This is a genomic window from Micromonospora sp. DSM 45708 (assembly GCF_039566955.1).
Classification (GTDB): domain Bacteria; phylum Actinomycetota; class Actinomycetes; order Mycobacteriales; family Micromonosporaceae; genus Micromonospora.
In genome coordinates this window covers 4,818,211-4,839,314 of record NZ_CP154796.1, presented here as the reverse complement: position 1 = coordinate 4,839,314, position 21,104 = coordinate 4,818,211, and the positions used below count along the sequence as shown (strand labels likewise).

The following is a 21,104-nucleotide window of genomic DNA, read 5'->3' as shown; positions in this document are numbered from 1 at the left end:
ATCGCGATGGCCGGTGCCGGCGACGGGGGAGTGGTCACCCGGCTCACCGGCGCCGACCTCACCGCCACCGTACCCGGGCTCGCCGACGTCCCGCTCGACGTGCGCGACGTCGAGGCGGTGCCCAGCGCCGCGCTCGCGTACCGGCAGATCCTCGACCTGGTGGACGCGGCGGCCGAAGCGGTCGACGGCGGGGCGACCGGCGTGGTGGTCACCCAGGGCACCGACACGCTGGAGGAGACCGCGTTCCTGGCCGACCTGGTCTGGTCGCGCGCCGCGCCGCTGGTGTTCACCGGCGCGATGCGCAACCCGACGCTGGCCGGCCCGGACGGGCCGGCGAACCTGCTCGCGGCGGCCCGGGTCGCGGCTGCGCCGGCCGCGCGGGACCTCGGCGTGCTGGTCGCGATGAACGACGAGATCCACGCCGCGCGGTTCGTGCGCAAGACCCACAGCACCAGTACGGGCACGTTCGTCTCGCCCAACGCCGGGCCGCTCGGGCACGTGATCGAGGGGCGGGTACGGGTGCTCACCCGGCCGCCTCGGCTCGTGCCGCTGCCGGCGGTGGACCGCGACCGGCTGGCCGCCACCCGGGTGGCGCTGCACCCGGTCACGCTCGACGACGACGTGGCGCTGCTCGACGCGGTCGCCGCCGGCCGGGACGGGTTGGTGGTGGCCGGGTTCGGGGTGGGGCACGTGCCGCCGGCGTTCGCCCCGGCGCTGGGCGCGCTGGCCGGGCGGATGCCGGTGGTGCTGACGTCGCGCACCGGCGCCGGGTCGGTGCTGCGGGACACCTACGGCGCGGTCGGCTCGGAGCGGGACCTGCGGCGGCGCGGGCTGGTCGACGGCGGGTTGCTCGACCCGTACAAGGCGAAGGTGCTGCTGCGGCTGCTGCTCGCCGCCGGGGCCGACCGTGCGGCGGTCGCGGAGGCGTTCGCGCTGCACGGCTGAGAGGTGTGTTTGAGAAGGGGCCCCACCTATGCGGAGAACGTCAAGAAGGGGCCCCTCCTTACACTCCAGCGGTGAGTGACGAGCTGGCGGACCGGCCGTTGACCGAGCCGCACCCGTCGCGGCTGGCGCCGGGGCATCCCGGGCGGGAGCGGATCCTCGCGGCGCACGCCGCCGCGCTGGCCGCCGGGGAGGCCGGCTACCTCGACCCGGAGACCGGGCTCTTCGTGCTCAGCGCCGGGTTCCTGGCCCGGCGCGGGACGTGCTGCGGGCGAGGGTGCCGGCACTGTCCGTACGTGGCCGATTAGGGCCTTCCGTCCCTGTCGTCCGCGCCGTACGGTGTCCGACGGAACTCCGGCGGGCCGGCCCCGCCGCCGACCGCGGAGGTCTTCCCGTGCGTGCCCGTAGTACCTGGCTGGCCGTCTCGGCCGTCCTGCTCGCCGCCGGCTGCGCCGACGACAGGTCCCCGGTGGCCGTGCCGGCGGCCCCGCCGCCCGTGACCGAGGTCGCCGCCGCCTCGTCCGGCGGGGCGTGCCGGCTGCTCGACTTCGCGGTGATCGCCGCGCACACCGGCGGCACGTTCGACGTGGCCGCCGCCACCGACCAGGGCGACACGCACACGTGCGTGGTCCGCGCCCAGGGCGCGGTGCTGCCGGAACTGACGCTCGCGGTGACCGACACGTCGATCGACGCGGCGACGTTCGCCGCCGACGTGCAGCCGGGCGGGGCGACGAAGGTCACCAAGCTCGGCAAGATCGCCTACCGGCGGACGCTGCCGAAGACCGCGAACGCCGGCCCGGTCGCCGAGGTGGGCTGGCTGGCCGCCGAGGACCGCCTCGCCAGCCTGCGCTGGACCAGCCCCGAGGGCACCGCCCCGGCGGAGGTGGCGCAGGCGACCGGCAAGCTGGTCGCGCTGGCCAAGGTGATCGACACCCGGCAGTTGTGAGCCGGCCGGCCCGTCAGCGGGCCGCGACGAAGACGCGGGAGGCCACCTCGCGGGGCAGCCGCACCCGGTCGCCGGAGCGGTCGATGGAGACGCCGTCGCGCTCCTGCGCCACGGTGACGGTGGCGCCCGGGTCGACGCCCGCCGCGTGCAACTGCCGGAGCACGTCCGCGTCGGTCTGCACGCTCTCGCAGATCCGCCGCACCACCACCGAGCCGGACAGGCCGGGGAAGGCCAGGTTCCGCTCGCTCTCGACGGTCTCGGTCGGCGGCTGGCCCGGGTCGCCCAGCTCCTCCAGCCCCGGGATCGGGTTGCCGTACGGCGACCGGGTCGGGCGGTTGAGCAGGTCGTAGACCCGCTTCTCGACCGCGTCGCTCATCACGTGCTCCCAGCGGCAGGCCTCCTCGTGGGCCTCCTCGTAGGGCATCCCGATCACGTTGACCAGCAGCAGCTCGGCCAGCCGGTGCTTGCGCATCACCGAGACCGCGGTGTTGCGGCCCAGCGCGGTGAGGGTCAGGTGCCGGTCGCCCTCGACGGTGAGCAGACCGTCGCGCTCCATCCGGGCGACGGTCTGGCTGACGGTCGGGCCGCTCTGCCGGAGCCGCTCGGCGATGCGGGCGCGCAGCGGCGGCACACCCTCCTCCTCCAACTCGAGGATGGTGCGCAGGTACATCTCGGTCGTGTCAACCAGGTCGTGCTTCACGTCAGCGGCCTCCCGGCGTCCGATGCTACCCGTAACCACCGACGCTCCACCGCAGGCGAAGCGGGAGGTCGATGGCGGGATGGTGTTGACTGGGTCGCATGTCCGGAACCGCAGAGCTGTTGGTCGAGCCGGACCGGCTCGCCGCCGAACTCGACCGCGCCGACCCGCCCGTCCTGCTCGACGTCCGCTGGCGGCTGGTCGGTCCGCCCGGCCGCGACGACCACGCCGCCGGCCACCTGCCCGGTGCCGTCTTCGTCGACCTGGACACCGAGCTGTGCGGGCCGCCGGGCGCCGCCGGTCGGCACCCGCTGCCCGACCCCGCCGCGTTGCAGGCCGCGCTGCGGGCCGCCGGCGTCCGCGCCGGTCACCCGGTGGTGGTGTACGACGGCGGCGACGGCATGTCCGCCGCCCGGGCCTGGTGGACGCTGCGCTGGGCGGGGCACCGCGCGGTCCGGGTGCTGCACGGCGGCTTCCCGGCCTGGGTCGCCGCCGGCCTGCCGGTGGACACCGCGACGCCCACCCCGGCGCCCGGCGACGTGACGGTCACCCCGGGCGGGCTGCCGGTGCTCGACGCCGGGCAGGCCGCCCGGCTCGCCGCCGCCGACGACGCGGTGCTGCTCGACGTGCGGGCCGCCCCGCGCTACCGGGGCGAGACCGAGCCGGTCGACCCGGTCGCCGGGCACGTGCCGGGCGCGGTCAACCTGCCCGCCCCGGAGTACGCCACCCGGGGCCGGTTCCCGGCCGCCGAGGCGCTGCGCGCCCGGTTCGCCGCGGCCGGGGTGACCGGGGACACGCCGGTCGGGGCGTACTGCGGCTCGGGAGTGACCGCCGCGCAGACGGTGCTGGCGCTGCACCTGGCCGGCCGACCGGACGCGGCGCTGTACGTCGGCTCCTGGAGCGAGTGGGTGGCCGACCCGGCCCGTCCGGTGGCGACCGGCGGCCCGTCGGGCCGGTGAGCGCGCGGCTGGTGGGCGCATCCGCGCCCGCATGCGACGATGGCCGCATGGCCGACGACACGGTGGTGCTGTGGGACTCCGCCCTCCTCGCCTACGACATGGGGGATCATCCCCTCGACCCGGTCCGCGTCGAGCTGACCATGGCGCTCGCCCGCGAGCTGGGTGTGCTCGACCGGCCCGGCGTGCGCCTGGTCAGGCCCGAGCCGGCCGACGACGCGCTGCTCACCCGGGTGCACGATCCGGCCTACCTGGACGCGGTCCGGGCCGCGCCGCGCGACCCGCTCTTCGCCGGCTTCGGGCTCGGCACCTCGGACAATCCGGTCTTCGACGGGATGCACGAGTCCAGCGCGCTGATCGTCGGCGCCACCGTGGCCGCCGCCGAGGCGGTCTGGCGGGGCGAGGCGCGGCGCGCGGTGAACGTGGCCGGCGGCCTGCACCACGCCATGCCGGCCCGGGCCGCCGGCTTCTGCGTCTACAACGATCCGGCGGTGGCCATCGCCCGCCTGCTCGACCTGGGCGCGGAACGGATCGCGTACGTCGACGTGGACGTGCACCACGGCGACGGGGTGCAGGAGGTCTTCTACCGGGACCCGCGGGTGCTCACGGTCAGCCTGCACGAGACCCCGCTGGCGCTCTTCCCCGGCACCGGTTTCCCGGACGAGACCGGCGGGCCCGGCGCGGAGGGCAGCGCGGTCAACGTGCCGCTGCCGCCGGGGGTCGGCGACGCCGGCTGGCAGCGGGCGTTCCACGCGGTGGTGCCGTCGGTGCTGCGCGCGTTCCGGCCCCAGGTGCTCATCACCCAGTGCGGCGCGGACGGGCACCGCAGCGACCCGCTGGCCGACCTGCACCTGTCCGTGGACGGGCAGCGGGCCACCTACCGGGCGTTGCGGGCGCTCGCCGACGAGCTGTGCGACGGCCGCTGGGTGGCCACCGGCGGCGGCGGGTACGCGCTGGTCGAGGTGGTGCCCCGGGCCTGGACGCACCTGCTCGCGGTGGCCACCGGCGAGCCGCTGGACCCGGCGACGCTCACCCCGCCGGGCTGGCGGGAGCTGGCCGCGCGCCGACGGCCCGGCCACGACGTCCCGCTGCGGATGACCGACGACGTCGACCCGGAGTTCCAGCCCTGGCAGCCCAGCGGCGAGCCGAACGCGGTGGACCGGGCGGTCGCGGCCACCCGCAAGGCCGTCTTCCCGCTGCTCGGGCTCGACCCGCACGACCCCCGCGACTGAGCCGGCGGTGGGCGAGGACCGACCGGTGAGCACCGTCGAGCAACCGGTGGACGTGCTGCTCAGCGACGGCACGACCGTCCAGCTGCGGCAGATCCGCCCGGACGACGCGGCGGCGATCGTGGCGATGCACGCCCGCTTCTCCGAGCGCACCCGCTACCTGCGGTACTTCTCGCCGTACCCGCGCATCCCGGAGCGGGACCTGAAGCGGTTCGTCACGGTGGACCACCGCGACCGGGAGGCGTTCGTGGTGCTGGCCGGCGAGCGGATCGTGGCCGTCGGCCGGTACGAGCGGCTCGGTCCCGCCTCGCCCGAGGCCGAGGTGGCGTTCGTGGTGGAGGACGCCTACCAGGGCCGGGGCATCGGCTCGGTGCTGCTGGAGCACCTCGCGGACGCGGCCGGCCGGCACGGCATCGCGCACTTCGTCGCCGAGGTGCTGCCGGCGAACGGGACGATGCTGCGGGTCTTCGCCGACTTCGGTTACCAGGTCCAGCGCCAGTACGCCGACGGCGTGGTGCACCTGAGCTTCCCGATCGCCGCCACCGAGGCGACGCTCGCGGTGCAGCGCGGCCGGGAGCACCGCACCGAGGCGCGGTCCATCGCCCGGCTGCTCGCCCCGCGCGGCATCGCCGTCTACGGCGCCAGCACCACCGGCCAGGGCGTCGGCGCGGCGCTGCTCGGGCACCTGCGCGACGGCGGGTTCACCGGTTCGATCGTGCCGGTGCACCCGAGCGCGGCGACCGTGGCCGGGTTGCCGGCGTACCCGTCGGCGGCCGACGCGGGCCTCGACGTCGACCTGGCCGTGGTGGTGGTCCCGCCGGACGCGGTGCACGACGTGGTGCGGGATGCCGCCCACGCGGGAGCGCACGGGCTGGTGGTGATCTCGGCCGGGTTCGCCGAGGCCGGCCCGGCCGGCGCGGCGGCGCAGCGGGCCCTGGTACGGGCCGCGCACCTGGCCGGCATGCGGGTAATCGGCCCGAACTGTCTCGGCGTCGCCAACACCGACCCGGCGGTACGGCTCAACGCCACGCTCGCCCCGGTGCTGCCGGCGCCGGGCCGGGTGGGCGTGTTCAGCCAGTCCGGCGCGTTCGGGGTGGCGCTGCTGGCCGAGGCGTCCCGGCGCGGGCTGGGGCTGTCCAGTTTCGTCTCGGCCGGCAACCGGGCCGACGTGTCCGGCAACGACCTGTTGCAGTACTGGCAGGACGATCCGGGCACCGACGTGATCACGCTCTACCTGGAGACGTTCGGCAACCCCCGCAAGTTCGCCCGGCTGGCCCGGCACATCGGCCGGAGCAAGCCGGTGGTGGCGCTGGCGTCGTTGGCCCGGCCGCCGGGGGTGGGCGAGGCGCCGGCGCTGGACGCCGTCGCGGTGAGCGCGCTGTTCGCGCAGTCCGGGGTGCTGCGGGTGGACACGGTCGCCGAGCTGCTCGACGTGGGCGTGCTGTTGGCGCACCAGCCGTTGCCGGCCGGTCGGCGGGTCGCCGTGGTCGGCAACTCGTCGGCACTGAGCGGGCTGGCCGCGACCGCGTGCGCCGCCCAGGGGCTGCTCGTCGTCGACGGGTACCCGCACGACGTCGGGCCGACCGGCGGCGCGGTCGCGTACGCCGCCGCGCTGGCCGCCGCCGCGGCGGACGAACGGGTGGACGCCCTGGTGGCGGTGTTCGCGCCGCCGCTGCCCGGTCAGCTCACCGACCCGGAGGTGGACTTCGTGGCGGCGCTGCCGGACGCGCGGGCCACCGGCAAGCCGGTGGTGGCGACGTCCCTGGCCGGGCGGGTGCCGACCGGCGTGCCGGCGTACCCGAGCGTGGAGGAGGCGGTGCGGGCGCTGGCCCGGGTCACCCGGTACGCGGACTGGCTGCGCCGGCCGCCGGGCGTGCTGCCCGAGCTGACCCGGGTCGACCGGGCGGCCGGGCAGGCCGCGCTGGGCCCGGACGGGGCCGATCCGGCGGCGCTGCTGCGCGCGTACGGGATCGACGTGGTGGCGTCCGGGCCGGCCCGTTCGGCGGAGGAGGCGGTGGCGGCGGGGGAGCGGCTCGGCTGGCCGGTGTCGCTGAAGGCCGCCGCCCCGGGGCTGCGCCACCGTCTCGACCTGGGCGCGGTCCGGCTCGACCTGGCCGACGCCGGGGCGGTGCGTCGCGCGTACGCCGAGATGGCTCCGGTGTTCGGCGCGGAGATGCTGGTGCAGCCGATGGTGGCGCCGGGCGTGGCGTGCGTGGTGGAGCTGGTGGAGGATCCGGCGTTCGGGCCGGTGGTCGGGTTCGGGCTGGGCGGGGTGGCGACCGAGCTGCTCGGTGACCGGGCCTGGCGGGCGGTGCCGCTGACCGACCGGGACGCGGCCGAGCTGGTCGACGAGCCGCGCGCCGCGCCGCTGCTGCACGGGCACCGGGGCGCCGCCCCGGTGGACCGGGCGGCCCTGGTCGACCTGCTGCTGCGGGTCGGCCGGCTGGCCGACGAGCAGCCGCGGGTGCGTTCGCTCACGCTCAACCCGGTGCTGGCCCGCCCGGACGGCATCTCGGTGCTGCACGCCACCGTCGGCACCGGCGCGGAGGCCGCGCGCCCCGACACCGGCCCGCGCCGGTTGTAGGGCGGCCCCACACGCGACAGGCCCCGGCGAACCGCCGGGGCCGGTCGGTGCAGAGCGTCGGTCAGCAGGCGTACGCCTCCAGCCGGTTCGCCCGCTCCGGGTCGCGCAGCTTGAGCAGCGTCACCTTCTCGATCTGCCGGATCCGCTCCCGGGACAGCCCGAACTCGCGGCCCACCTCGTCCAGGGTGCGCTGCCGACCGTCGTCCAGGCCGAAGCGCAGCCGGATCACCGCCTGCTCCCGCTGGGAGAGGGTGGCCAGCACGATCCGTACCTCGTTGCGCAGTTCGCCGTTGGCGGCGGCGTCGCCCGGCTCGGTGCGCGGGTCGACGGCGGCGACGAAGTCACCGAGCGCGCTCTCGCCGTCCTCGCCGACGGCCTGGTCCAGGCTGACCGGCTCCCGGTCGAAGGAGATCAGCTCGATCACCTGGTACTCGGGGATCTCCAGCGCGGTGGCGACCTCGGCGACGGTGGGCTCGCGGCCCAGCGTCACCGACAGCTCCCGACGGACCCGGACCATCCGGTTGACCTGCTCGACCATGTGCACCGGGATGCGGATGGTGCGGGCCTGGTCGGCCATGGCGCGGGTGATGGCCTGGCGGATCCACCAGGTGGCGTACGTGGAGAACTTGAAGCCCTTGGTGTAGTCGAACTTCTCGACGGCGCGGATGAGGCCGAGGTTGCCCTCCTGGATCAGGTCGAGGAAGGCCATGCCGCGCCCGGTGTAGCGCTTGGCGATGCTCACCACCAGCCGCAGGTTCGCCTCCAGCAGGTGGTCCTTGGCGGCGCGTCCCTCGGCCGCGACCAGCGCCAGGTCCGCGCGCAGCTCGTCGGAGACCGGCGTGCAGGTGGCGAGCTTCTCCTCGGCGAAGAGGCCGGCCTCGATCCGCCTGCTCAGCTCGACCTCCTGCGCCGCGGTGAGCAGCTTGGTGCGGCCGATGCCGTTCAGGTACGCCCGGACCAGGTCGGTGGAGACGCCGCGGTCGTCGGTGGCGTCCAGGTCCGTGAGGGTGACGTCCATGTCCTGGTGCTCGATCATCTGCTGGGTCATCTCTGTCTCTCCCCGTGTCCTACGTGCCGTACCGGCCCGTGCCGCCGGCGCGGTGGGGGCCGGTGACAAACAGCTTCGCAATCGGGGCGTGAGACGGGAGTGAGGCGATCGGGGACCCGACACGAATCCGGGGGAACCCGGCTGTGGCTTGTCCCGCCCGGTTACCGTGCCAGCGAACCGGCCGGCAGGGCCGGGGACGAACCGGCGATCGGAGAACTCAGGTGGTCTTCAAGCGGCTCATGCAGGCGATGGGGGTGGGCGGGCCGTCGGTGCAGACGGTGCTGGCCAACCCGAACTGCCGCCCCGGCGGTCAGCTGGAGGGCCGGATCCAGGTGGTCGGCGGCGAGCACCCGGTGGACGTGAGCTGGATCTCGCTCGGCCTGCTCACCCGCGTGGAGGTGGAGAGCGGCGACTCGGAGTACAACACCAACCAGGAGTTCGGCCGGGTCCAGATGACCGGCGCGTTCCGGCTGGACCCGGGGCAGCGCCACGACGTGCCGTTCCGCTTCCAGGTGCCCTGGGAGACGCCGCTCACCGACCTGTACGGCCAGCACCTGCACGGCATGACCATGGGGCTGCGGACCGAGCTGGAGGTGGCCCGCGCGGTGGACTCCGGTGACCTGGACGCGGTCGCGGTGCACCCGCTGCCGGCCCAGGAGCGGCTGCTGGAGGCGCTGCTGCGGCTGGGCTTCCGGTTCGCCCGCGCCGACGTCGAGCGGGGCCACATCTACGGCGTACACCAGCAGTTGCCGTTCTACCAGGAGATCGAGTTCTATCCGGCGCCGCAGTACGCCGGCGCGATGAACCAGCTCGAGGTCACCTTCGTCACCGACCCGCGGCAGATGCAGGTGGTGTTGGAGATGGACAAGCGGGGCGGCCTGTTCACCGAGGGCCGCGACGCGTTCGGCCGGTTCACTGTCGACCACGCCACGGCGGACCGCACCGACTGGGCCGCCCAGCTCGACGGCTGGCTCCGCCAGTCGTTGTCCCGGCGCGGCCTGTTCTTCTAGAGGTCCAACAGGAGCGTGCGGGGGCCGACGTTGACGCTCTCCACCCGCATGTGGGTGCGGAACCGGCCGGTCTGCACCGTCGCGCCGCGGGCGCGCAGCTCCTCGACCACGGCCTCGACCAGCGGCTCGGCGACGTCCGCCGGGGCGGCGGCGGTCCAGCTCGGCCGCCGGCCCTTGCGGGCGTCGCCGTAGAGCGTGAACTGGCTGACCACGAGCAGCGGCGCCCCGGTGTCCGCGGCGCTGCGCTCGTCGTCCAGGATGCGCAGTTCGTGCAGCTTGCGGGCCATGGTGGCGGCCACCTGCGGGGTGTCGGCGTGGGTGACGCCGACCAGCACCAGCAGCCCGTCGGCGATCTCGCCCACCACCGCGTCGTCGACCGTGACGCAGGCCCGGGCGACGGTCTGCACCAGCGCCCGCATCAGTCCGTCACCGGCTCGACGAGGCCGCGCTCGACCAGGTGCGCCACGATCGGGCCGGCCGCCTCGGCCAGCTCGTCCGGGGCCACGTCGTGCGCGGCGGCGAGCAGGGCGAGCTGGTCGCGCAGCGGCAGTCGGCCGTCCGCGCCGCCGACCAGGGCGAGCACCAGCGGGTCGATCTCCTCGGACCAGCGCAGCCCGCGCGGCGCGGCGAGGACCTGCCGGTCCACCGCCCAGCCGTCGTCGCCCATGGTGGCCTCCTGGCGGAGCTGGAGCCCGTCGGCGGCGCGGTAGCGGGCAGCGAGCAGACCGTCGGTGTCCCGGGCGCGCAGCCAGTCCTGCCGGTCGAACCAGTCGGCGATCCGGTCGCCGAGCGGTGGTTCGACCCGCTGGCGCAGGTCCTCGACCCGGACGATCGGCTGCTCGTGGCCGGCCCGGCGCAGCGACACGATGCCGAAGCCGATCGCCTCCACCTTGTGCGCGTCGAACCAGTCCAGCCACGCTTCCATCCGCTGCGGGTCGGCGCTCTCCCCGACGTCGGTGAGCCAGAGGTTGACGTACGCCATCGGGTCGGCGACCTCGCGCTGGATGACCCAGGCGTCCAGCCCGGTGCCGGCGAACCAGCCGGTGACCCGGTCGGCCCAGTCCTCGCCGGTGACGTGCACCCAGTTCGCCAGGTACTGCATGGTGCCGCCGTCGGTGAGCAGGTGCGGCGCGGCGGCGGCCAACTCGGCGCCGATCGCGTCGCCGACCCGCCCGGAGTCGCGGTAGACGTGCGTGGTGGTGCCCGGGCCGACCACGAACGGCGGGTTGCTGACCACCAGGTCGAAGCGGCGTCCGGCGACCGGGGCGACCAGGTCGCCGCGGAGCAGTTCCCAGTCCTGGCCGTTGAGCGCGGCGGTGGTGGCGGCGAAGCGCAGCGCCCGCTCCGAGACGTCGGTGGCGGTGACCCGGCGGGCGTGGGTGCCCAGGTGCAGTGCCTGCACGCCGGAGCCGGTGCCGAGGTCCAGCGCGGTCTCCACCGGGCGGCGTACGGCGGCGCTGATCAGCGTCTGGGTGGCCCCGCCGATGCCGAGCACGTGCTCGGCGTGCAACGGCCGGCCGGGTCGGGCGCTGGCCGGCACGTCGGCGAGCACCCACCAGTCGTCGGCGTACGGCTCCAGGTCGACGCCGGCGCGCAGGCCGTCGCCGTGCCGTTCGACGAGGCCGCCGGCGAGCGCCTCGTCCACCGTCAGTGGCGCCAGCGCGGCGGCCACCACCGGCTCCGGCTCGGTGCGGTCGCAGATGAACACCCGGATCAGGGTGCCCAGGCGGTCGCGGTCCTCGGTGGCGCGCAGCGCGGCCCGGAAGTCGTTGCGGGCCACCCCACCGGTGGCCTGCGAGCCGAGCCGCCCGGCGATCCCGTTGGCGGTGAAGTCGGCCGACGTCAGCGCGGTGCGCAGCGCGTCGACCCCGGCGGGGGAGAGCAGCATCTCGTGACGGTCCACGTGGTCATCCTGCCTCGCCCACCGCCCCGGTGTGGCGGGCACCCGCCGGCTGCGGCGTGCGGAAGGTATTACCCGGCAACTATCTCTTTCATGAACATCGATGTGTGGTTAGCATTCCCCCCAACATCCGTCGATGGGCGGTCCGCCGGCCACGAACCGGCCCGCCCGGTAGGGAGCCAGACGATGCCCGACGTGTCCGCCCCCCGGCGTCGCGTGCTGCGCGCGCTCGCTGTCACGGCCGCCGCCGCGGCCCTCACCGCCGCCGCCTCCACCCCGGCCCTCGCCGCGCCGACCGGTCAGATCCGGTTCGCCGGCGCCGCCGACGCCGTCAGCGGCAGCTACCTGGTCGTGCTCAAGGGCGACGCGGTCGGCGCCGCGAACAGCCGCACCGCGCGTACCGCCGTGCCGGACCGGGCCGCCGGCCTGGCGAAGCGCTACGGCGGCAGCGTCGGCGCGGTGTGGAGCGCCGCCCTCACCGGCTACAGCGCGAAGATGAGCACCGGGCAGGCGCGTCGGCTGGCCGCCGACCCGGCCGTCGCCTACGTCGAGCAGGACCGCCGGGTGACCGCCCAGGGCACCCAGACCGGCGCCACCTGGGGGCTGGACCGGATCGACCAGCGCAACCTGCCGCTGAACGGCACCTACACCTACCCGAACACCGCCAGCAACGTGCGCGCTTACATCATCGACACCGGCATCCGGACCACGCACAGCCAGTTCGGCGGTCGGGCCACCTGGGGCACCAACACGGTGGACAGCAACAACACCGACTGCAACGGCCACGGGACGCATGTCGCCGGCACGGTCGGCGGCAGCACGTACGGCGTGGCCAAGGACGTCCGTCTGATCGCGGTCAAGGTGCTCAACTGCTCCGGCAGCGGCACCACCGCGGGCGTGGTCAACGGCGTCAACTGGGTCACCTCGAACGCGGTCAAGCCGGCGGTGGCCAACATGAGCCTCGGCGGCGGCGTCAGCACCACGCTGGACAACGCGGTGGCCAACTCGATCAGCTCGGGCATCACGTACGCGCTCGCGGCCGGCAACTCCAACGCCAACGCCTGCAACTCCTCGCCGGCCCGGGTCGCCTCGGCGATCACGGTGGGCTCCACCACCAGCACCGACGCCCGCTCGTCCTTCTCCAACTACGGCACCTGCGTGGACATCTTCGCCCCGGGCTCGTCCATCACGTCGTCCTGGAACAGCAGCGACAGCGCGACCAACACGATCAGCGGCACCTCGATGGCGTCGCCGCACGTGGCCGGCGCGGCGGCGCTGGTGCTGTCGGCGAACCCGTCCTACACCCCGGCGCAGGTGGCCAGCTACCTGACCAGCAACGCCACCACCGGCAAGGTGACCAGCCCCGGCACGGGCTCGCCGAACCGGCTGCTCTTCGTCGTCAACTGACGCTCGTCGTGCGGTCGCGGCCCGGTGGACCCGAGTGGGGTCCACCGGGCCGCGTCGTGCTGTCGGGGAGTCGGCGGCGGAACCGGCGGCCGGGGCGGCAAGATGGGGGCATGACGCTCTCCCTGCCCATCGACCCGCACGCCAACGAGTTGCTGGCGCGTGACCCGCTGGCGCTGCTGCTCGGCATGGTGCTGGACCAGCAGGTGCCGATGGAGAAGGCGTTCTCCTCGCCGTACGTGCTGGCGCAGCGGCTCGGCCACGAGCCGGACGCCCGGGAGCTGGCCGGGTACGACCCGGACGCGCTGGTGGAGCTGTTCGCCCGGCCGCCGGCGCTGCACCGGTTCCCCAAGGCGATGGCCGCCCGGGTGCAGGAGGTCTGCCGCGCGCTGGTCGAGCGCTACGACGGCGACCCGGCGCGGCTCTGGTCCGAGGCCGCCGACGGTGCGGAGCTGCTGCGCCGGGTCGGTGAGCTGCCCGGCTTCGGCCGGCAGAAGGCGCAGATCTTCGTGGCGCTGCTCGGCAAGCGGTTCGGCGTCGCCCCGGCGGGCTGGCGCGAGGCGGCCGGCGCCTACGGCGACGCGGAGGCGTACCGGTCGGTCGCGGACGTGACCGATCCGGAGTCGCTGGGCCGGGTGCGCGAGTTCAAGCAGCGGATGAAGGCGGAGGCGAAGGCCGCGAAGGGCTGACGCGGCGCCGCCGGTCAGGCGGCGGTCGGGCGGGACAGCGAGGCCAGCGCGCGGCGGACGTCGGCGAGCGAGACCGTGGCCGAGTCGTCCAGGTCGGCCAGGCCCGCCTCGATCCACTGCCGCATCAGCGTGGTCACCCCGATGCCGCGGGCGTCGGCGGCGGCCCGGACCCGTTCGTACGTCTCCAGCGGCAGGCGGACCGACCGGCTGACCATCGGCACGTCGGTGTCGGGGGTGGGCAGTTGCGCCGGCGACGTCTCGTCGATCAGGTCGGCGAACGCGTCGCCGCCGGTGTGGAACCGCTTGGTCGCCTCGTCACGGTGCATGGTGACCGCCTCCTCCTCGTCGGCGTGCCCTCCGGACCGCCTCGTCGTAGCGCTTGGCCTCGACGTCGCTCAGCTCGCGGGCGGAGAGGATGTCCCAGTCGTTGTCGGTGCCGTCGGCCTCGGCCAGCAGCACGGCGAGACGCCGGCCGCGGTGGTCGGTGGCGTAGACCACCATCACGTCGTCGCCCAGGTGCCGGATGACCCGGCGGTTGCTGTGCAGTGCCTCCCAGACTTCCCCGGGTGTGACGTCGTAGACCCGCAGGTTCGCCAGCGCCTCGTCGGTGAAGCTGAACCGGTTGGCCACGGGCGCAGCGTACCACGGTCGTAACACGTCGCCGGATTGTCGCCGATCACCTGCCCCGAGTGACAGGATGGGTCGTATCCCCTCGTAGGAGGTCCGTGGTGAAGCGTCAGGCCTACCAGCCGATCCTGATCACCGACGCCCGGCGCAGCCAGGACGACCAGCTCACCAGTCGGCAGAAGCGTTACGTGCTGATGATGGGCATCCGGGTCGCCTGCATCGTCGCGGGCGCGATCCTGGTCGGCGCCAAGGCCCCGCTGCTCTGGTTGTGGTTGCCGCTGTGCGCGTTCGGCATGGTGCTCATCCCGTGGCTGGCGGTGCTGTTGGCGAACGACCGCCCGCCCAAGGAGGAGCACCGGCTGGCCAACCGTTTCCAGCCCCGGGGCCGCGACGAGACGCCGCCGATGGCGCTCTCCGCCGAGGAACGCCCGCACAAGGTCATCGACGCCGAGCCCTGAGCGGTCGGACCACTCTCCGTGACGCCGGACCGGAGCGGTCCCCGAAAAACCGATATACCCCTCAGTCATAAATATGGATTTTGTGCTGGATGTGTGGGTCATCGGTTGGGGAGTTGGGGGCGGTGGCCGCCGAGGCTGAGTAGGGCTAGGGCGATGAGGGCGTGGGGTGAGTGGAAGCCGAAGGCCATCCGGGTGATGAGGCGGATCTTGGCATTGACGGATTCGATGCGGCCGTTGGACAGGCCGTGTTCGAGCGAGGCGATGATGGCGTCGCGGTGGCGGACCACGCGGCGTTGCAGGTCGACGAAGATGTCGATGCGGCTGCGGCGGGCCCAGCCGATCCATTGGTCGAGGGCTTGGACCGCTGTGGTGGGGCTGGTTTTGGCCAGGGTGAACACGTAGCGCAGGCCTTCTTTGAGGGCCCAGGCTCGGTGTAGGCGGGGGTGGTTCTTGGCGATCCAGTCGAGGGTGGCCCGTTGTGCGCCGGTGAGGTTGTCCGGGTTCTTCCACAACGCCCAGCGGGTGTTCTTCACCAGCCGCGCTTCGCCGACGGCGACACCGCGACGGCCTGTTCCCCGACCGGCGGCGGCGTTCCATACCTGCCGGCGGACTCGGTCCACGGCGTCGCTGGCCCAGGCCACGACGTGGAACGGGTCGGCGCAGCGCACCGCGTTCGGGCAACGACGGCGCACCACGGTGGTGATCCAGTCCGCGCCGTCAGCCGACACGTGGGTGATCGCGGCTGCCCGCTCGGGTCCGAGCAGGTCGAAGAACTCGTGCAACGTAGCCGCGCTCTTGCCCGCAGCGGCCCACACCAGCCGGCCGGTGTCGTGATCCACCACCACGCTCAGATACCGGTGGCCTTTCTTGTAGCTGACCTCGTCGATACCGATACGACGTAACCCGTCGAGGCGATCCACCGCTGCGCCGCTATCAGCCCACACCCGCGCGATGATCGCACCCACCGTGCGCCAACTGATCCGCATCAACCGCGACACCACCGACTTCGCCGCGTGCACCGCCAACCACGCCACCGCCTGATCGAACGCCCGGGTATGCCCCGCCCCATGCCTGGCCCACGGCACCGCCGCGACCACCACCCCATGCACCCGACACGACACCCGCGGCGCATCGGCCTCGATCACCGCCCGCACCACCCCCAGATCCAACGCCCGCCACCGCCGACGCACCCCCGCGTCATAACCAGGACACCGCCGCCGGCAAAACGGACACCGCCGCCGAGCACCCCGAGCCACCCGCACCCGAGCCACCACCACCTGCTCGACCGCATCGAACTCGACACCCTCCACCACCGCCTGCTCGACCCCGAACAACCGAGCCCATACCCTTACCGAACGCACGCCGTTGCCCCGCCCACTCAGTTCTGACCTTCGACAAGCCAGAACCTAGGCAGGACAACGGCGTGCGCCATCAACGACGCGCCCAACCACCCACAAACACGTCACAAGACCCATAAATATGACCAAGGGGTATATCCGTCACCAGGCCCACCCCGCCCCGAGCGCGACACGCCGCATTCGGCCGGTCATCGCCCAGCCCGACCGCGCGCCGGCCAGTGCCGCCCGCCCGCCGCCGCCCGCCGGTTCAGGCGCCCGGACGGGCGCCGACAGTGGTCACGGCCAGGGCACCGAGGTCGCCGGCCCGGGCCAGCGCCGCGCGGGGGTCGGCCCCGGCCAGCCAGGCGGTGAGCAGGCCGGCCGCGAACGCGTCCCCGGCGCCGGTGACGTCCACCACGGCCACCCCGGGTGCCGGGGCCGTCTCCACCCGGCCGCCGCGCTCCACCCAGACCGCCCCGGCCGCGCCGCGCTTCACCACCACCCGGTGCGCCACCGCGGTCAGCGCCCGCGCCTGCGCCGCCGGGTCCAGGCCACCGGCCAGCACGGTCGCCTCGTCCGTGTTGACCAGCAGCAGGTCGACGTCGCGTACCCAGGTCAGGAACGACCCGCCGACGCGCCGCAGCGGCGCCGCGGAGGCCGCGTCGACGCTGACGGTCAGCCCGCGCTCGCGGGCGGCGGCCAACGCGCGCAGGCCCGCGCCGCGCGACCCGACGTCCAACAGGGTGTACGCGGACAGGTGCAGGTGCCCGGCGTCGGGCGCCGCCGCGACGGCGGCGTCGACGTGCCGCGCGGTCAGCCGCAGGTTCGCGCCGCGCTGGCTGACCATGGTGCGCTCCCCGGCGTGGGTGAGCACGATCACCGTGCCGGTCGGGTAGCCCTCGTGCCGCTCCACCGCACAGTCCACCCCGGTCCGGGTCAGCTCGGCGACCCGGTCCCGGCCGGTCTCGTCGTCGCCGACGGCGGCCACCAGCGTCACGGCGGCGCCCTGGCCGGCGAGCCAGGCCGCGGTGTTGGCCGCCTGCCCGCCGCCGCTGAACCGGATCCCGGCCGCGGTGTCCGAGCCGGTCGCGAGCGGGCCGGACAGCATCGCGACCACGTCCGTGATCACGTCGCCGACCACGACGATGCGGGGTGCCCCGCTCATGCCGTGCCAGCCGGGCATGCCCGCACGGCCCTCGCTGCGCTCGGTGCGTTCGCTCATGCCGTGCCAGCCGGGCATGCCCGCACGGCCCTCGCTGCGCTCGGTGCGTTCGCTCATGCCGTGCCAGCCGGGCATGCCCGCACGGCCCTCGCTGCGCTCGGTGCGTTCGCTCATGCCGCGCTGGCTGGGCATGCGCTCACGGCCCTCGCTGCGCTCGGTGCGTTCGCTCATGCCGGATCGGCGGCGGACCGGGCCGCCGCGGCGACCGCGATGCGCGCCGCCAGGTCGGCGTTACGCAGGATGATCCGGACGTTCACCGCCAGGCTGGCCCCCTCGGTGGCGGCGTGGAAGTGGGCCAGCAGGAACGGGGTCACCGCCTTGCCGGTGATCCCTTCCCGGGCCAGCGCGGCCAGCCCGTCGGCGAGCGTGCGGTCGTGCAGCGCCGGGTCGAGCTGCTCGTCGGCCGGCAGCGGGTTGGCCACGATCAGCCCGCCCTGGTGCAGGCCGTGCGCGGCGCGGGCGGCCAGCACGTCGGCCACCCGCTGCGGCGAGTCCACCGACCAGTCCAGGTCGAAGCCGGCGTCGGTGAGGTAGAAGCCGGGGAACCGGCGGGTGCGGTAGCCGACCACGCTCACCCCCAGCGTCTCCAGCCGTTCCAGCGTGGCGCCCACGTCCAGGATCGACTTGACGCCGGCGCAGACCACCGCGATCGGGGTGCGGGCCAGCGTGACCAGGTCCGCGGACTCGTCGAACGTCTGCGCCGCCTCCCGGTGCACCCCGCCCAGCCCGCCGGTGGCGAACACGCCGATCCCGGCCGCCGCCGCCACCGCGCTGGTGGCCGCCACGGTGGTGGCGCCGTCCGCGCCGGCCGCCGCCGCCGGCGCCAGGTCGCGGACCGAGAGCTTGCTCACGCCGTCGACGGTGGCGAGCCGGGTGAGCTGGGCGTCGTCCAGCCCGACCCGCAGCTCGCCGGCAACCATGCCGATGGTGGCCGGGACCGCGCCCGCGTCGCGGACCGCCTGCTCGATCTGCCGCGCCACGCGCAGGTTGTCCGGCCGGGGGAGGCCGTGCGAGACGATGGTGCTCTCCAGCGCCACGACGGGACGCCCGGCGCGCAGGGCGTCGGCCACCTCACCACCGAGACTGATGCGAAAGTTGGTCACTTCCGTTACGGTACGGGCCGCCCGCCGGAGGGGCTGTGGTGGACCCGACCCGGCCGGCCTGCGAAACTGGGAAGCCGGAGGTGGGGACGTGAGCACTGAGATTCTCGAACGCCCGGAGCAGAAGGAGGCCGACACCGGCCCCGAGATGTTCCACTACGTGCGCAAGGACAAGATCGCCGAGAGCGCGGTCATGGGCACGTACGTCATCGCGCTGTGCGGGGAGACCTTCCCGGTGACCAAGGCCGCCAAGCCCGGTTCACCGGTCTGCCCGAAGTGCAAGGAGATCTACGAGTCCTGGGGCGAGTGATCGCGGGCGGCTCCGCCGCCCGCCCACGTAGCCTGCGCCGGTGACCACCTCCACCGCCCTGCTCCTCGCCGACCTCACCGGCGTGGCGGTCTTCGCCGCCTCCGGCGCCTCCGCCGCGGTCGCCAAACGGCTCGACCTGTTCGGGGTGGTCTTCGTCGGCGTGGTCGCCGCCCTCGGCGGCGGCATCTTCCGCGACCTGGTCATCGACGAGGTGCCCCCGCTGGCGTTCGCCGACTGGCGGTACGCGGTCACCGCGGCCGTCACCGCCGCCGCCGTGTTCCGGCTGCACCCGCAGCTCGCCCGACTGCGCACCACCGTGCTGGTGCTGGACGCCGCCGGGCTGGCCCTGTTCACCGTCACCGGCACGCTCAAGGCGCTCGACGCACACGTGCCGGCCGTCGGCGCCTGCATGATCGGCATGCTCACCGCGATCGGCGGCGGGCTGGGCCGGGACCTGCTCACCGGCGAGATCCCGGTGGTGCTGCGCCGGGAGATCTACGCGGTGGCCGCGCTCGCCGGCTCGATCGCGGTGACGGTGCTGTCGACGTACGGGCAGGCCACCACCGGGCCGCTGACCGGTGCCGCGGTCTTCGTCTTCGGGCTGCGGCTGATCTCGCTGCGCCGGCGCTGGTCCGCCCCGGTGCCGACGATGCGCCAGCCCCGTACCGGCACCCGGGGACCACTGCGCTGAGCCGACCCGCCGGGGTGGGCGGATGTGACCAGCGTGGCGTCGGGTGGGGCGGAACGGCCCCGCTGGTTATGCTGAGCCGGCCTTCGCGGCACGGATGCGCGAGGGCGTTTTCATGGGCGGCGGCCCCCGTGGCCCCGGTCGGGCCCGTCGCCGTCCGCGGCGGAGAGGAGCTACCCGTGCCACCGCGGTTGCCGGCGCTCGACACGTTCCCACCCCTGCGTGCCTGGCAACGCAAGGCGATGGTGGAGTACCTTCGCCGCCGGGCCGAGGACTTCACCGCGGTCGCCACCCCCGGCGCCGGAAAGACCACCTTCGCCCTGCGGATCGCCGCCGAGCTGCTCGCCGACGGCACCGTCGAGGCGGTCACCGTGGTCGCGCCGACCGAGCACCTGAAGACCCAGTGGGCGCAGGCCGCGGCCCGGGTCGGCATCCAGCTCGACGCCGCGTTCCGCAACGCCGACCTGCACTCCGCCGCCGACTTCCACGGTGCGGTGGTCACGTACGCCCAGGTCGGCATGGCGCCGCAGGTGCACCGGCGGCGCACCATGACCCGGCGGACGCTTGTCATCCTCGACGAGATCCACCACGCCGGCGACGCCCGCACCTGGGGCGACGGCGTCAAGGCGGCGTTCGAGCCCGCGGTACGCCGGCTGATGCTCACCGGCACGCCGTTCCGCTCCGACGACAACCCGATCCCGTTCGTCAGCTACGAGCGCGGCGGGGACGGGCTGCTGCGCTCCCGCGCCGACTCGGTCTACGGCTACGCCGACGCGCTACGCGACGGCGTGGTCCGGCCGGTGTTGTTCCTGGCCTACTCCGGGGAGACCCGGTGGCGCACCAACGCCGGCGACGAGCTGGCCGCCCGGCTGGGCGAGCCGATGACGCAGGACCTGGTCGCGCAGGCGTGGCGGACCGCGCTGGACCCGGCCGGTGACTGGATGCCGCAGGTGCTGCGCGCCGCCGACGCCCGGCTGAGCGTGCTGCGGGCCAACGGCATGCCCGACGCGGGCGGCCTGGTCATCGCCAGCGACCAGCAGGTGGCCCGCGCGTACGCCAAGCTGCTGGAGCAGGTGACCGGCGAGAAGGCCGCCGTGGTGCTCTCCGACGACCAGGGCGCGTCCGCGCGGATCGCGACGTTCGCGGTCTCCGAGCAGCGCTGGCTGGTGGCGGTGCGGATGGTGTCCGAGGGCGTGGACATCCCCCGGCTGGCCGTCGGGGTCTACGCGACCAGCGCCAGCACCGCGCTCTACTTCGCGCAGGCGATCGGCCGGTTCGTCCGGGCCCGCCGTCCGGGCGAGACCGCCTCGGTCTTCCTGCCCAGCGTGCCGCACCTGCTCGGGCTGGCCAGCGAGATGGAGATCGAGCGGGACCACGTGCTCGGCAAGCCCAAGGATCGGGAGGGCTTCGACGACGACCTGCTGGAGCGCGCCCAGCGCGACGACGGGGCCAGCGGCGAGCTGGAGAAGCGGTTCGCCGCGCTCTCCGCCACCGCCGAACTGGATCAGGTGATCTTCGACGGCGCGTCGTTCGGCACCGCCGCCCAGGCCGGCACGCCGGAGGAGGAGGAATACCTCGGCCTCCCCGGGTTGCTCACCGCCGACCAGGTCTCGCTGCTGCTGACCAAGCGGCAGGCCGACCAGCTCGCCGCGCAGAAGCGCCGGGCGGCCCAGCGGGCCGCTGAGCCGGCCGTGGCGGCCCCGGCGGCGGCGCCCCCACCGATGAGTGCGGCCCAGCGTCGCGTGGCCCTACGGCGGCAACTGAACGCCCTGGTGGCCGCCCGGCACCACCGCACCGGACAGCCGCACGGCAAGATCCACGCCGAGCTGCGCCGGCTCTGCGGCGGCCCGCCCAGCGCCCAGGCGACCATCGAGCAGCTCGAGGAGCGCATCGCCACCGTGCAGACGCTCTGAGGAGCGCCCACCCGACGCGAAAAACCGACCGGAGACGCCCGTCT

General features: G+C 74.6%; 22 protein-coding genes. 13 read left to right on the top strand and 9 right to left on the bottom strand.

Annotation, left to right across the window (positions count from 1 at the left end):
* Window positions 1-6: 6 nt before the first annotated feature.
* The 3 genes from VKK44_RS20545 (at window position 7) to VKK44_RS20535 (ending at window position 1,888) form a co-directional block, all read left to right on the top strand.
* Window positions 7-945 (top strand): asparaginase, encoded by a 939-nt coding sequence (locus tag VKK44_RS20545; RefSeq protein ID WP_343447834.1) that lies wholly within the window; start codon window positions 7-9, stop codon window positions 943-945.
* A gap of 71 nt (window positions 946-1,016) precedes the next feature.
* On the top strand, window positions 1,017-1,250 hold the full coding sequence (locus VKK44_RS20540; RefSeq protein ID WP_343442793.1) for a DUF5522 domain-containing protein: 234 nt from the start codon (window positions 1,017-1,019) through the stop codon (window positions 1,248-1,250).
* 86 nt (window positions 1,251-1,336) lie between these two features.
* Window positions 1,337-1,888, top strand: a complete 552-nt coding sequence (locus tag VKK44_RS20535) for a hypothetical protein (RefSeq protein ID WP_343442792.1) — start codon at window positions 1,337-1,339, stop codon at window positions 1,886-1,888.
* Between the two features lie 13 nt (window positions 1,889-1,901).
* Here VKK44_RS20535 and VKK44_RS20530 read toward each other — a convergent pair whose 3' ends face one another.
* Window positions 1,902-2,558 (bottom strand): metal-dependent transcriptional regulator, encoded by a 657-nt coding sequence (locus VKK44_RS20530; protein ID WP_343447833.1) that lies wholly within the window; start codon window positions 2,556-2,558, stop codon window positions 1,902-1,904.
* Window positions 2,559-2,686: 128 nt separating this feature from the next.
* Between VKK44_RS20530 and VKK44_RS20525 the strand changes: the two genes are divergently transcribed.
* Genes VKK44_RS20525 through VKK44_RS20515 form a run of 3 tightly spaced genes read left to right on the top strand, consistent with a single transcriptional unit; the run spans window position 2,687 to window position 7,354 of the window.
* Window positions 2,687-3,544, top strand: a complete 858-nt coding sequence (locus VKK44_RS20525) for a sulfurtransferase (RefSeq protein ID WP_343442791.1) — start codon at window positions 2,687-2,689, stop codon at window positions 3,542-3,544.
* 47 nt (window positions 3,545-3,591) lie between these two features.
* Window positions 3,592-4,773, top strand: coding sequence for an acetoin utilization protein AcuC (locus VKK44_RS20520; protein ID WP_343442790.1), 1,182 nt, complete (start codon window positions 3,592-3,594; stop codon window positions 4,771-4,773).
* A gap of 25 nt (window positions 4,774-4,798) precedes the next feature.
* Window positions 4,799-7,354, top strand: coding sequence for a bifunctional acetate--CoA ligase family protein/GNAT family N-acetyltransferase (locus tag VKK44_RS20515; RefSeq protein ID WP_343442789.1), 2,556 nt, complete (start codon window positions 4,799-4,801; stop codon window positions 7,352-7,354).
* 61 nt (window positions 7,355-7,415) lie between these two features.
* On the opposite strand, the gene sigB is transcribed toward VKK44_RS20515, so the two are convergent.
* Window positions 7,416-8,402 (bottom strand): RNA polymerase sigma factor SigB, encoded by a 987-nt coding sequence (sigB, locus tag VKK44_RS20510; RefSeq protein WP_343442788.1) that lies wholly within the window; start codon window positions 8,400-8,402, stop codon window positions 7,416-7,418.
* Window positions 8,403-8,623: 221 nt separating this feature from the next.
* Here sigB and VKK44_RS20505 point away from each other — a divergent pair, with 221 nt between their 5' ends.
* Window positions 8,624-9,412, top strand: coding sequence for a sporulation protein (locus VKK44_RS20505; protein WP_343442787.1), 789 nt, complete (start codon window positions 8,624-8,626; stop codon window positions 9,410-9,412).
* Here VKK44_RS20505 and dtd read toward each other — a convergent pair.
* Window positions 9,409-9,831: a D-aminoacyl-tRNA deacylase gene (gene dtd, locus VKK44_RS20500; protein WP_343442786.1), complete on the bottom strand. Its 423-nt coding sequence runs from the start codon at window positions 9,829-9,831 to the stop codon at window positions 9,409-9,411. The genes VKK44_RS20505 and dtd overlap by 4 nt on opposite strands.
* On the bottom strand, window positions 9,831-11,315 hold the full coding sequence (locus tag VKK44_RS20495; RefSeq protein ID WP_343442785.1) for a DUF7782 domain-containing protein: 1,485 nt from the start codon (window positions 11,313-11,315) through the stop codon (window positions 9,831-9,833). The genes dtd and VKK44_RS20495 overlap by 1 nt, the downstream gene beginning before the upstream one ends.
* A gap of 183 nt (window positions 11,316-11,498) precedes the next feature.
* On the opposite strand from VKK44_RS20495, the gene VKK44_RS20490 reads away from it, so the two are divergent.
* Window positions 11,499-12,719 (top strand): S8 family peptidase, encoded by a 1,221-nt coding sequence (locus VKK44_RS20490; protein WP_343442784.1) that lies wholly within the window; start codon window positions 11,499-11,501, stop codon window positions 12,717-12,719.
* Window positions 12,720-12,829: 110 nt separating this feature from the next.
* Window positions 12,830-13,405, top strand: coding sequence for an HhH-GPD-type base excision DNA repair protein (locus tag VKK44_RS20485; RefSeq protein WP_343442783.1), 576 nt, complete (start codon window positions 12,830-12,832; stop codon window positions 13,403-13,405).
* A 14-nt stretch (window positions 13,406-13,419) separates the two neighbouring features.
* On the opposite strand, the gene VKK44_RS20480 is transcribed toward VKK44_RS20485, so the two are convergent.
* Both VKK44_RS20480 and VKK44_RS20475 read right to left on the bottom strand, forming a co-directional pair.
* On the bottom strand, window positions 13,420-13,731 hold the full coding sequence (locus VKK44_RS20480; RefSeq protein WP_343442782.1) for a hypothetical protein: 312 nt from the start codon (window positions 13,729-13,731) through the stop codon (window positions 13,420-13,422).
* Window positions 13,721-14,035: a hypothetical protein gene (locus VKK44_RS20475; RefSeq protein ID WP_343442781.1), complete on the bottom strand. Its 315-nt coding sequence runs from the start codon at window positions 14,033-14,035 to the stop codon at window positions 13,721-13,723. Before VKK44_RS20475 ends, VKK44_RS20480 begins: the two co-directional genes overlap by 11 nt.
* A 95-nt stretch (window positions 14,036-14,130) precedes the next feature.
* Here VKK44_RS20475 and VKK44_RS20470 point away from each other — a divergent pair, with 95 nt between their 5' ends.
* Complete coding sequence (locus VKK44_RS20470) at window positions 14,131-14,490, top strand: DUF3099 domain-containing protein (protein ID WP_343442780.1); 360 nt, start codon at window positions 14,131-14,133, stop codon at window positions 14,488-14,490.
* Window positions 14,491-14,588: 98 nt separating this feature from the next.
* Here the strand turns inward: VKK44_RS20470 and VKK44_RS20465 are convergent, their stop codons facing one another.
* From VKK44_RS20465 to VKK44_RS20455, 3 genes are all read right to left on the bottom strand, one after another.
* The gene (locus tag VKK44_RS20465; RefSeq protein WP_343442779.1) at window positions 14,589-15,851 is read right to left on the bottom strand and encodes an ISL3 family transposase; all 1,263 of its coding nucleotides are present in this window, start codon (window positions 15,849-15,851) and stop codon (window positions 14,589-14,591) included.
* A gap of 244 nt (window positions 15,852-16,095) precedes the next feature.
* Window positions 16,096-16,992 (bottom strand): carbohydrate kinase family protein, encoded by an 897-nt coding sequence (locus VKK44_RS20460; RefSeq protein ID WP_343447832.1) that lies wholly within the window; start codon window positions 16,990-16,992, stop codon window positions 16,096-16,098.
* A gap of 224 nt (window positions 16,993-17,216) precedes the next feature.
* Window positions 17,217-18,152, bottom strand: a complete 936-nt coding sequence (locus tag VKK44_RS20455) for a pseudouridine-5'-phosphate glycosidase (RefSeq protein ID WP_343442778.1) — start codon at window positions 18,150-18,152, stop codon at window positions 17,217-17,219.
* Window positions 18,153-18,240: 88 nt separating this feature from the next.
* Between VKK44_RS20455 and VKK44_RS20450 the strand changes: the two genes are divergently transcribed.
* The 3 genes from VKK44_RS20450 to VKK44_RS20440 all read left to right on the top strand — a co-directional run bounded on the left by VKK44_RS20450 (window position 18,241) and on the right by VKK44_RS20440 (window position 21,060).
* On the top strand, window positions 18,241-18,459 hold the full coding sequence (locus tag VKK44_RS20450) for a DUF3039 domain-containing protein (RefSeq protein WP_107159174.1): 219 nt from the start codon (window positions 18,241-18,243) through the stop codon (window positions 18,457-18,459).
* Window positions 18,460-18,499: 40 nt separating this feature from the next.
* Complete coding sequence (locus VKK44_RS20445) at window positions 18,500-19,150, top strand: trimeric intracellular cation channel family protein (protein ID WP_343442777.1); 651 nt, start codon at window positions 18,500-18,502, stop codon at window positions 19,148-19,150.
* Between the two features lie 239 nt (window positions 19,151-19,389).
* Window positions 19,390-21,060 carry a DEAD/DEAH box helicase gene (locus VKK44_RS20440; RefSeq protein ID WP_343447831.1) on the top strand — a complete coding sequence of 557 codons (1,671 nt, stop codon included), beginning with the start codon at window positions 19,390-19,392 and terminating at the stop codon, window positions 21,058-21,060.
* Window positions 21,061-21,104 lie beyond the last annotated feature (44 nt).

Bases quoted from the DNA above. Each gene is read 5' to 3' on its own strand.
- VKK44_RS20545 (WP_343447834.1), top strand. From the start codon at position 7: ATGGCCGGTGCCGGCGACGGGGGAGTGGTCACCCGGCTCACCGGCGCC.
- VKK44_RS20530 (WP_343447833.1), bottom strand. From the start codon at position 2,558: ATGTACCTGCGCACCATCCTCGAGTTGGAGGAGGAGGGTGTGCCGCCG.
- VKK44_RS20525 (WP_343442791.1), top strand. From the start codon at position 2,687: ATGTCCGGAACCGCAGAGCTGTTGGTCGAGCCGGACCGGCTCGCCGCC.
- VKK44_RS20520 (WP_343442790.1), top strand. From the start codon at position 3,592: ATGGCCGACGACACGGTGGTGCTGTGGGACTCCGCCCTCCTCGCCTAC.
- sigB (WP_343442788.1), bottom strand. From the start codon at position 8,402: ATGACCCAGCAGATGATCGAGCACCAGGACATGGACGTCACCCTCACG.
- dtd (WP_343442786.1), bottom strand. From the start codon at position 9,831: ATGCGGGCGCTGGTGCAGACCGTCGCCCGGGCCTGCGTCACGGTCGAC.
- VKK44_RS20490 (WP_343442784.1), top strand. From the start codon at position 11,499: ATGCCCGACGTGTCCGCCCCCCGGCGTCGCGTGCTGCGCGCGCTCGCT.
- VKK44_RS20485 (WP_343442783.1), top strand. From the start codon at position 12,830: ATGACGCTCTCCCTGCCCATCGACCCGCACGCCAACGAGTTGCTGGCG.
- VKK44_RS20480 (WP_343442782.1), bottom strand. From the start codon at position 13,731: ATGCACCGTGACGAGGCGACCAAGCGGTTCCACACCGGCGGCGACGCG.
- VKK44_RS20460 (WP_343447832.1), bottom strand. From the start codon at position 16,992: ATGAGCGGGGCACCCCGCATCGTCGTGGTCGGCGACGTGATCACGGAC.
- VKK44_RS20440 (WP_343447831.1), top strand. From the start codon at position 19,390: ATGGTGGAGTACCTTCGCCGCCGGGCCGAGGACTTCACCGCGGTCGCC.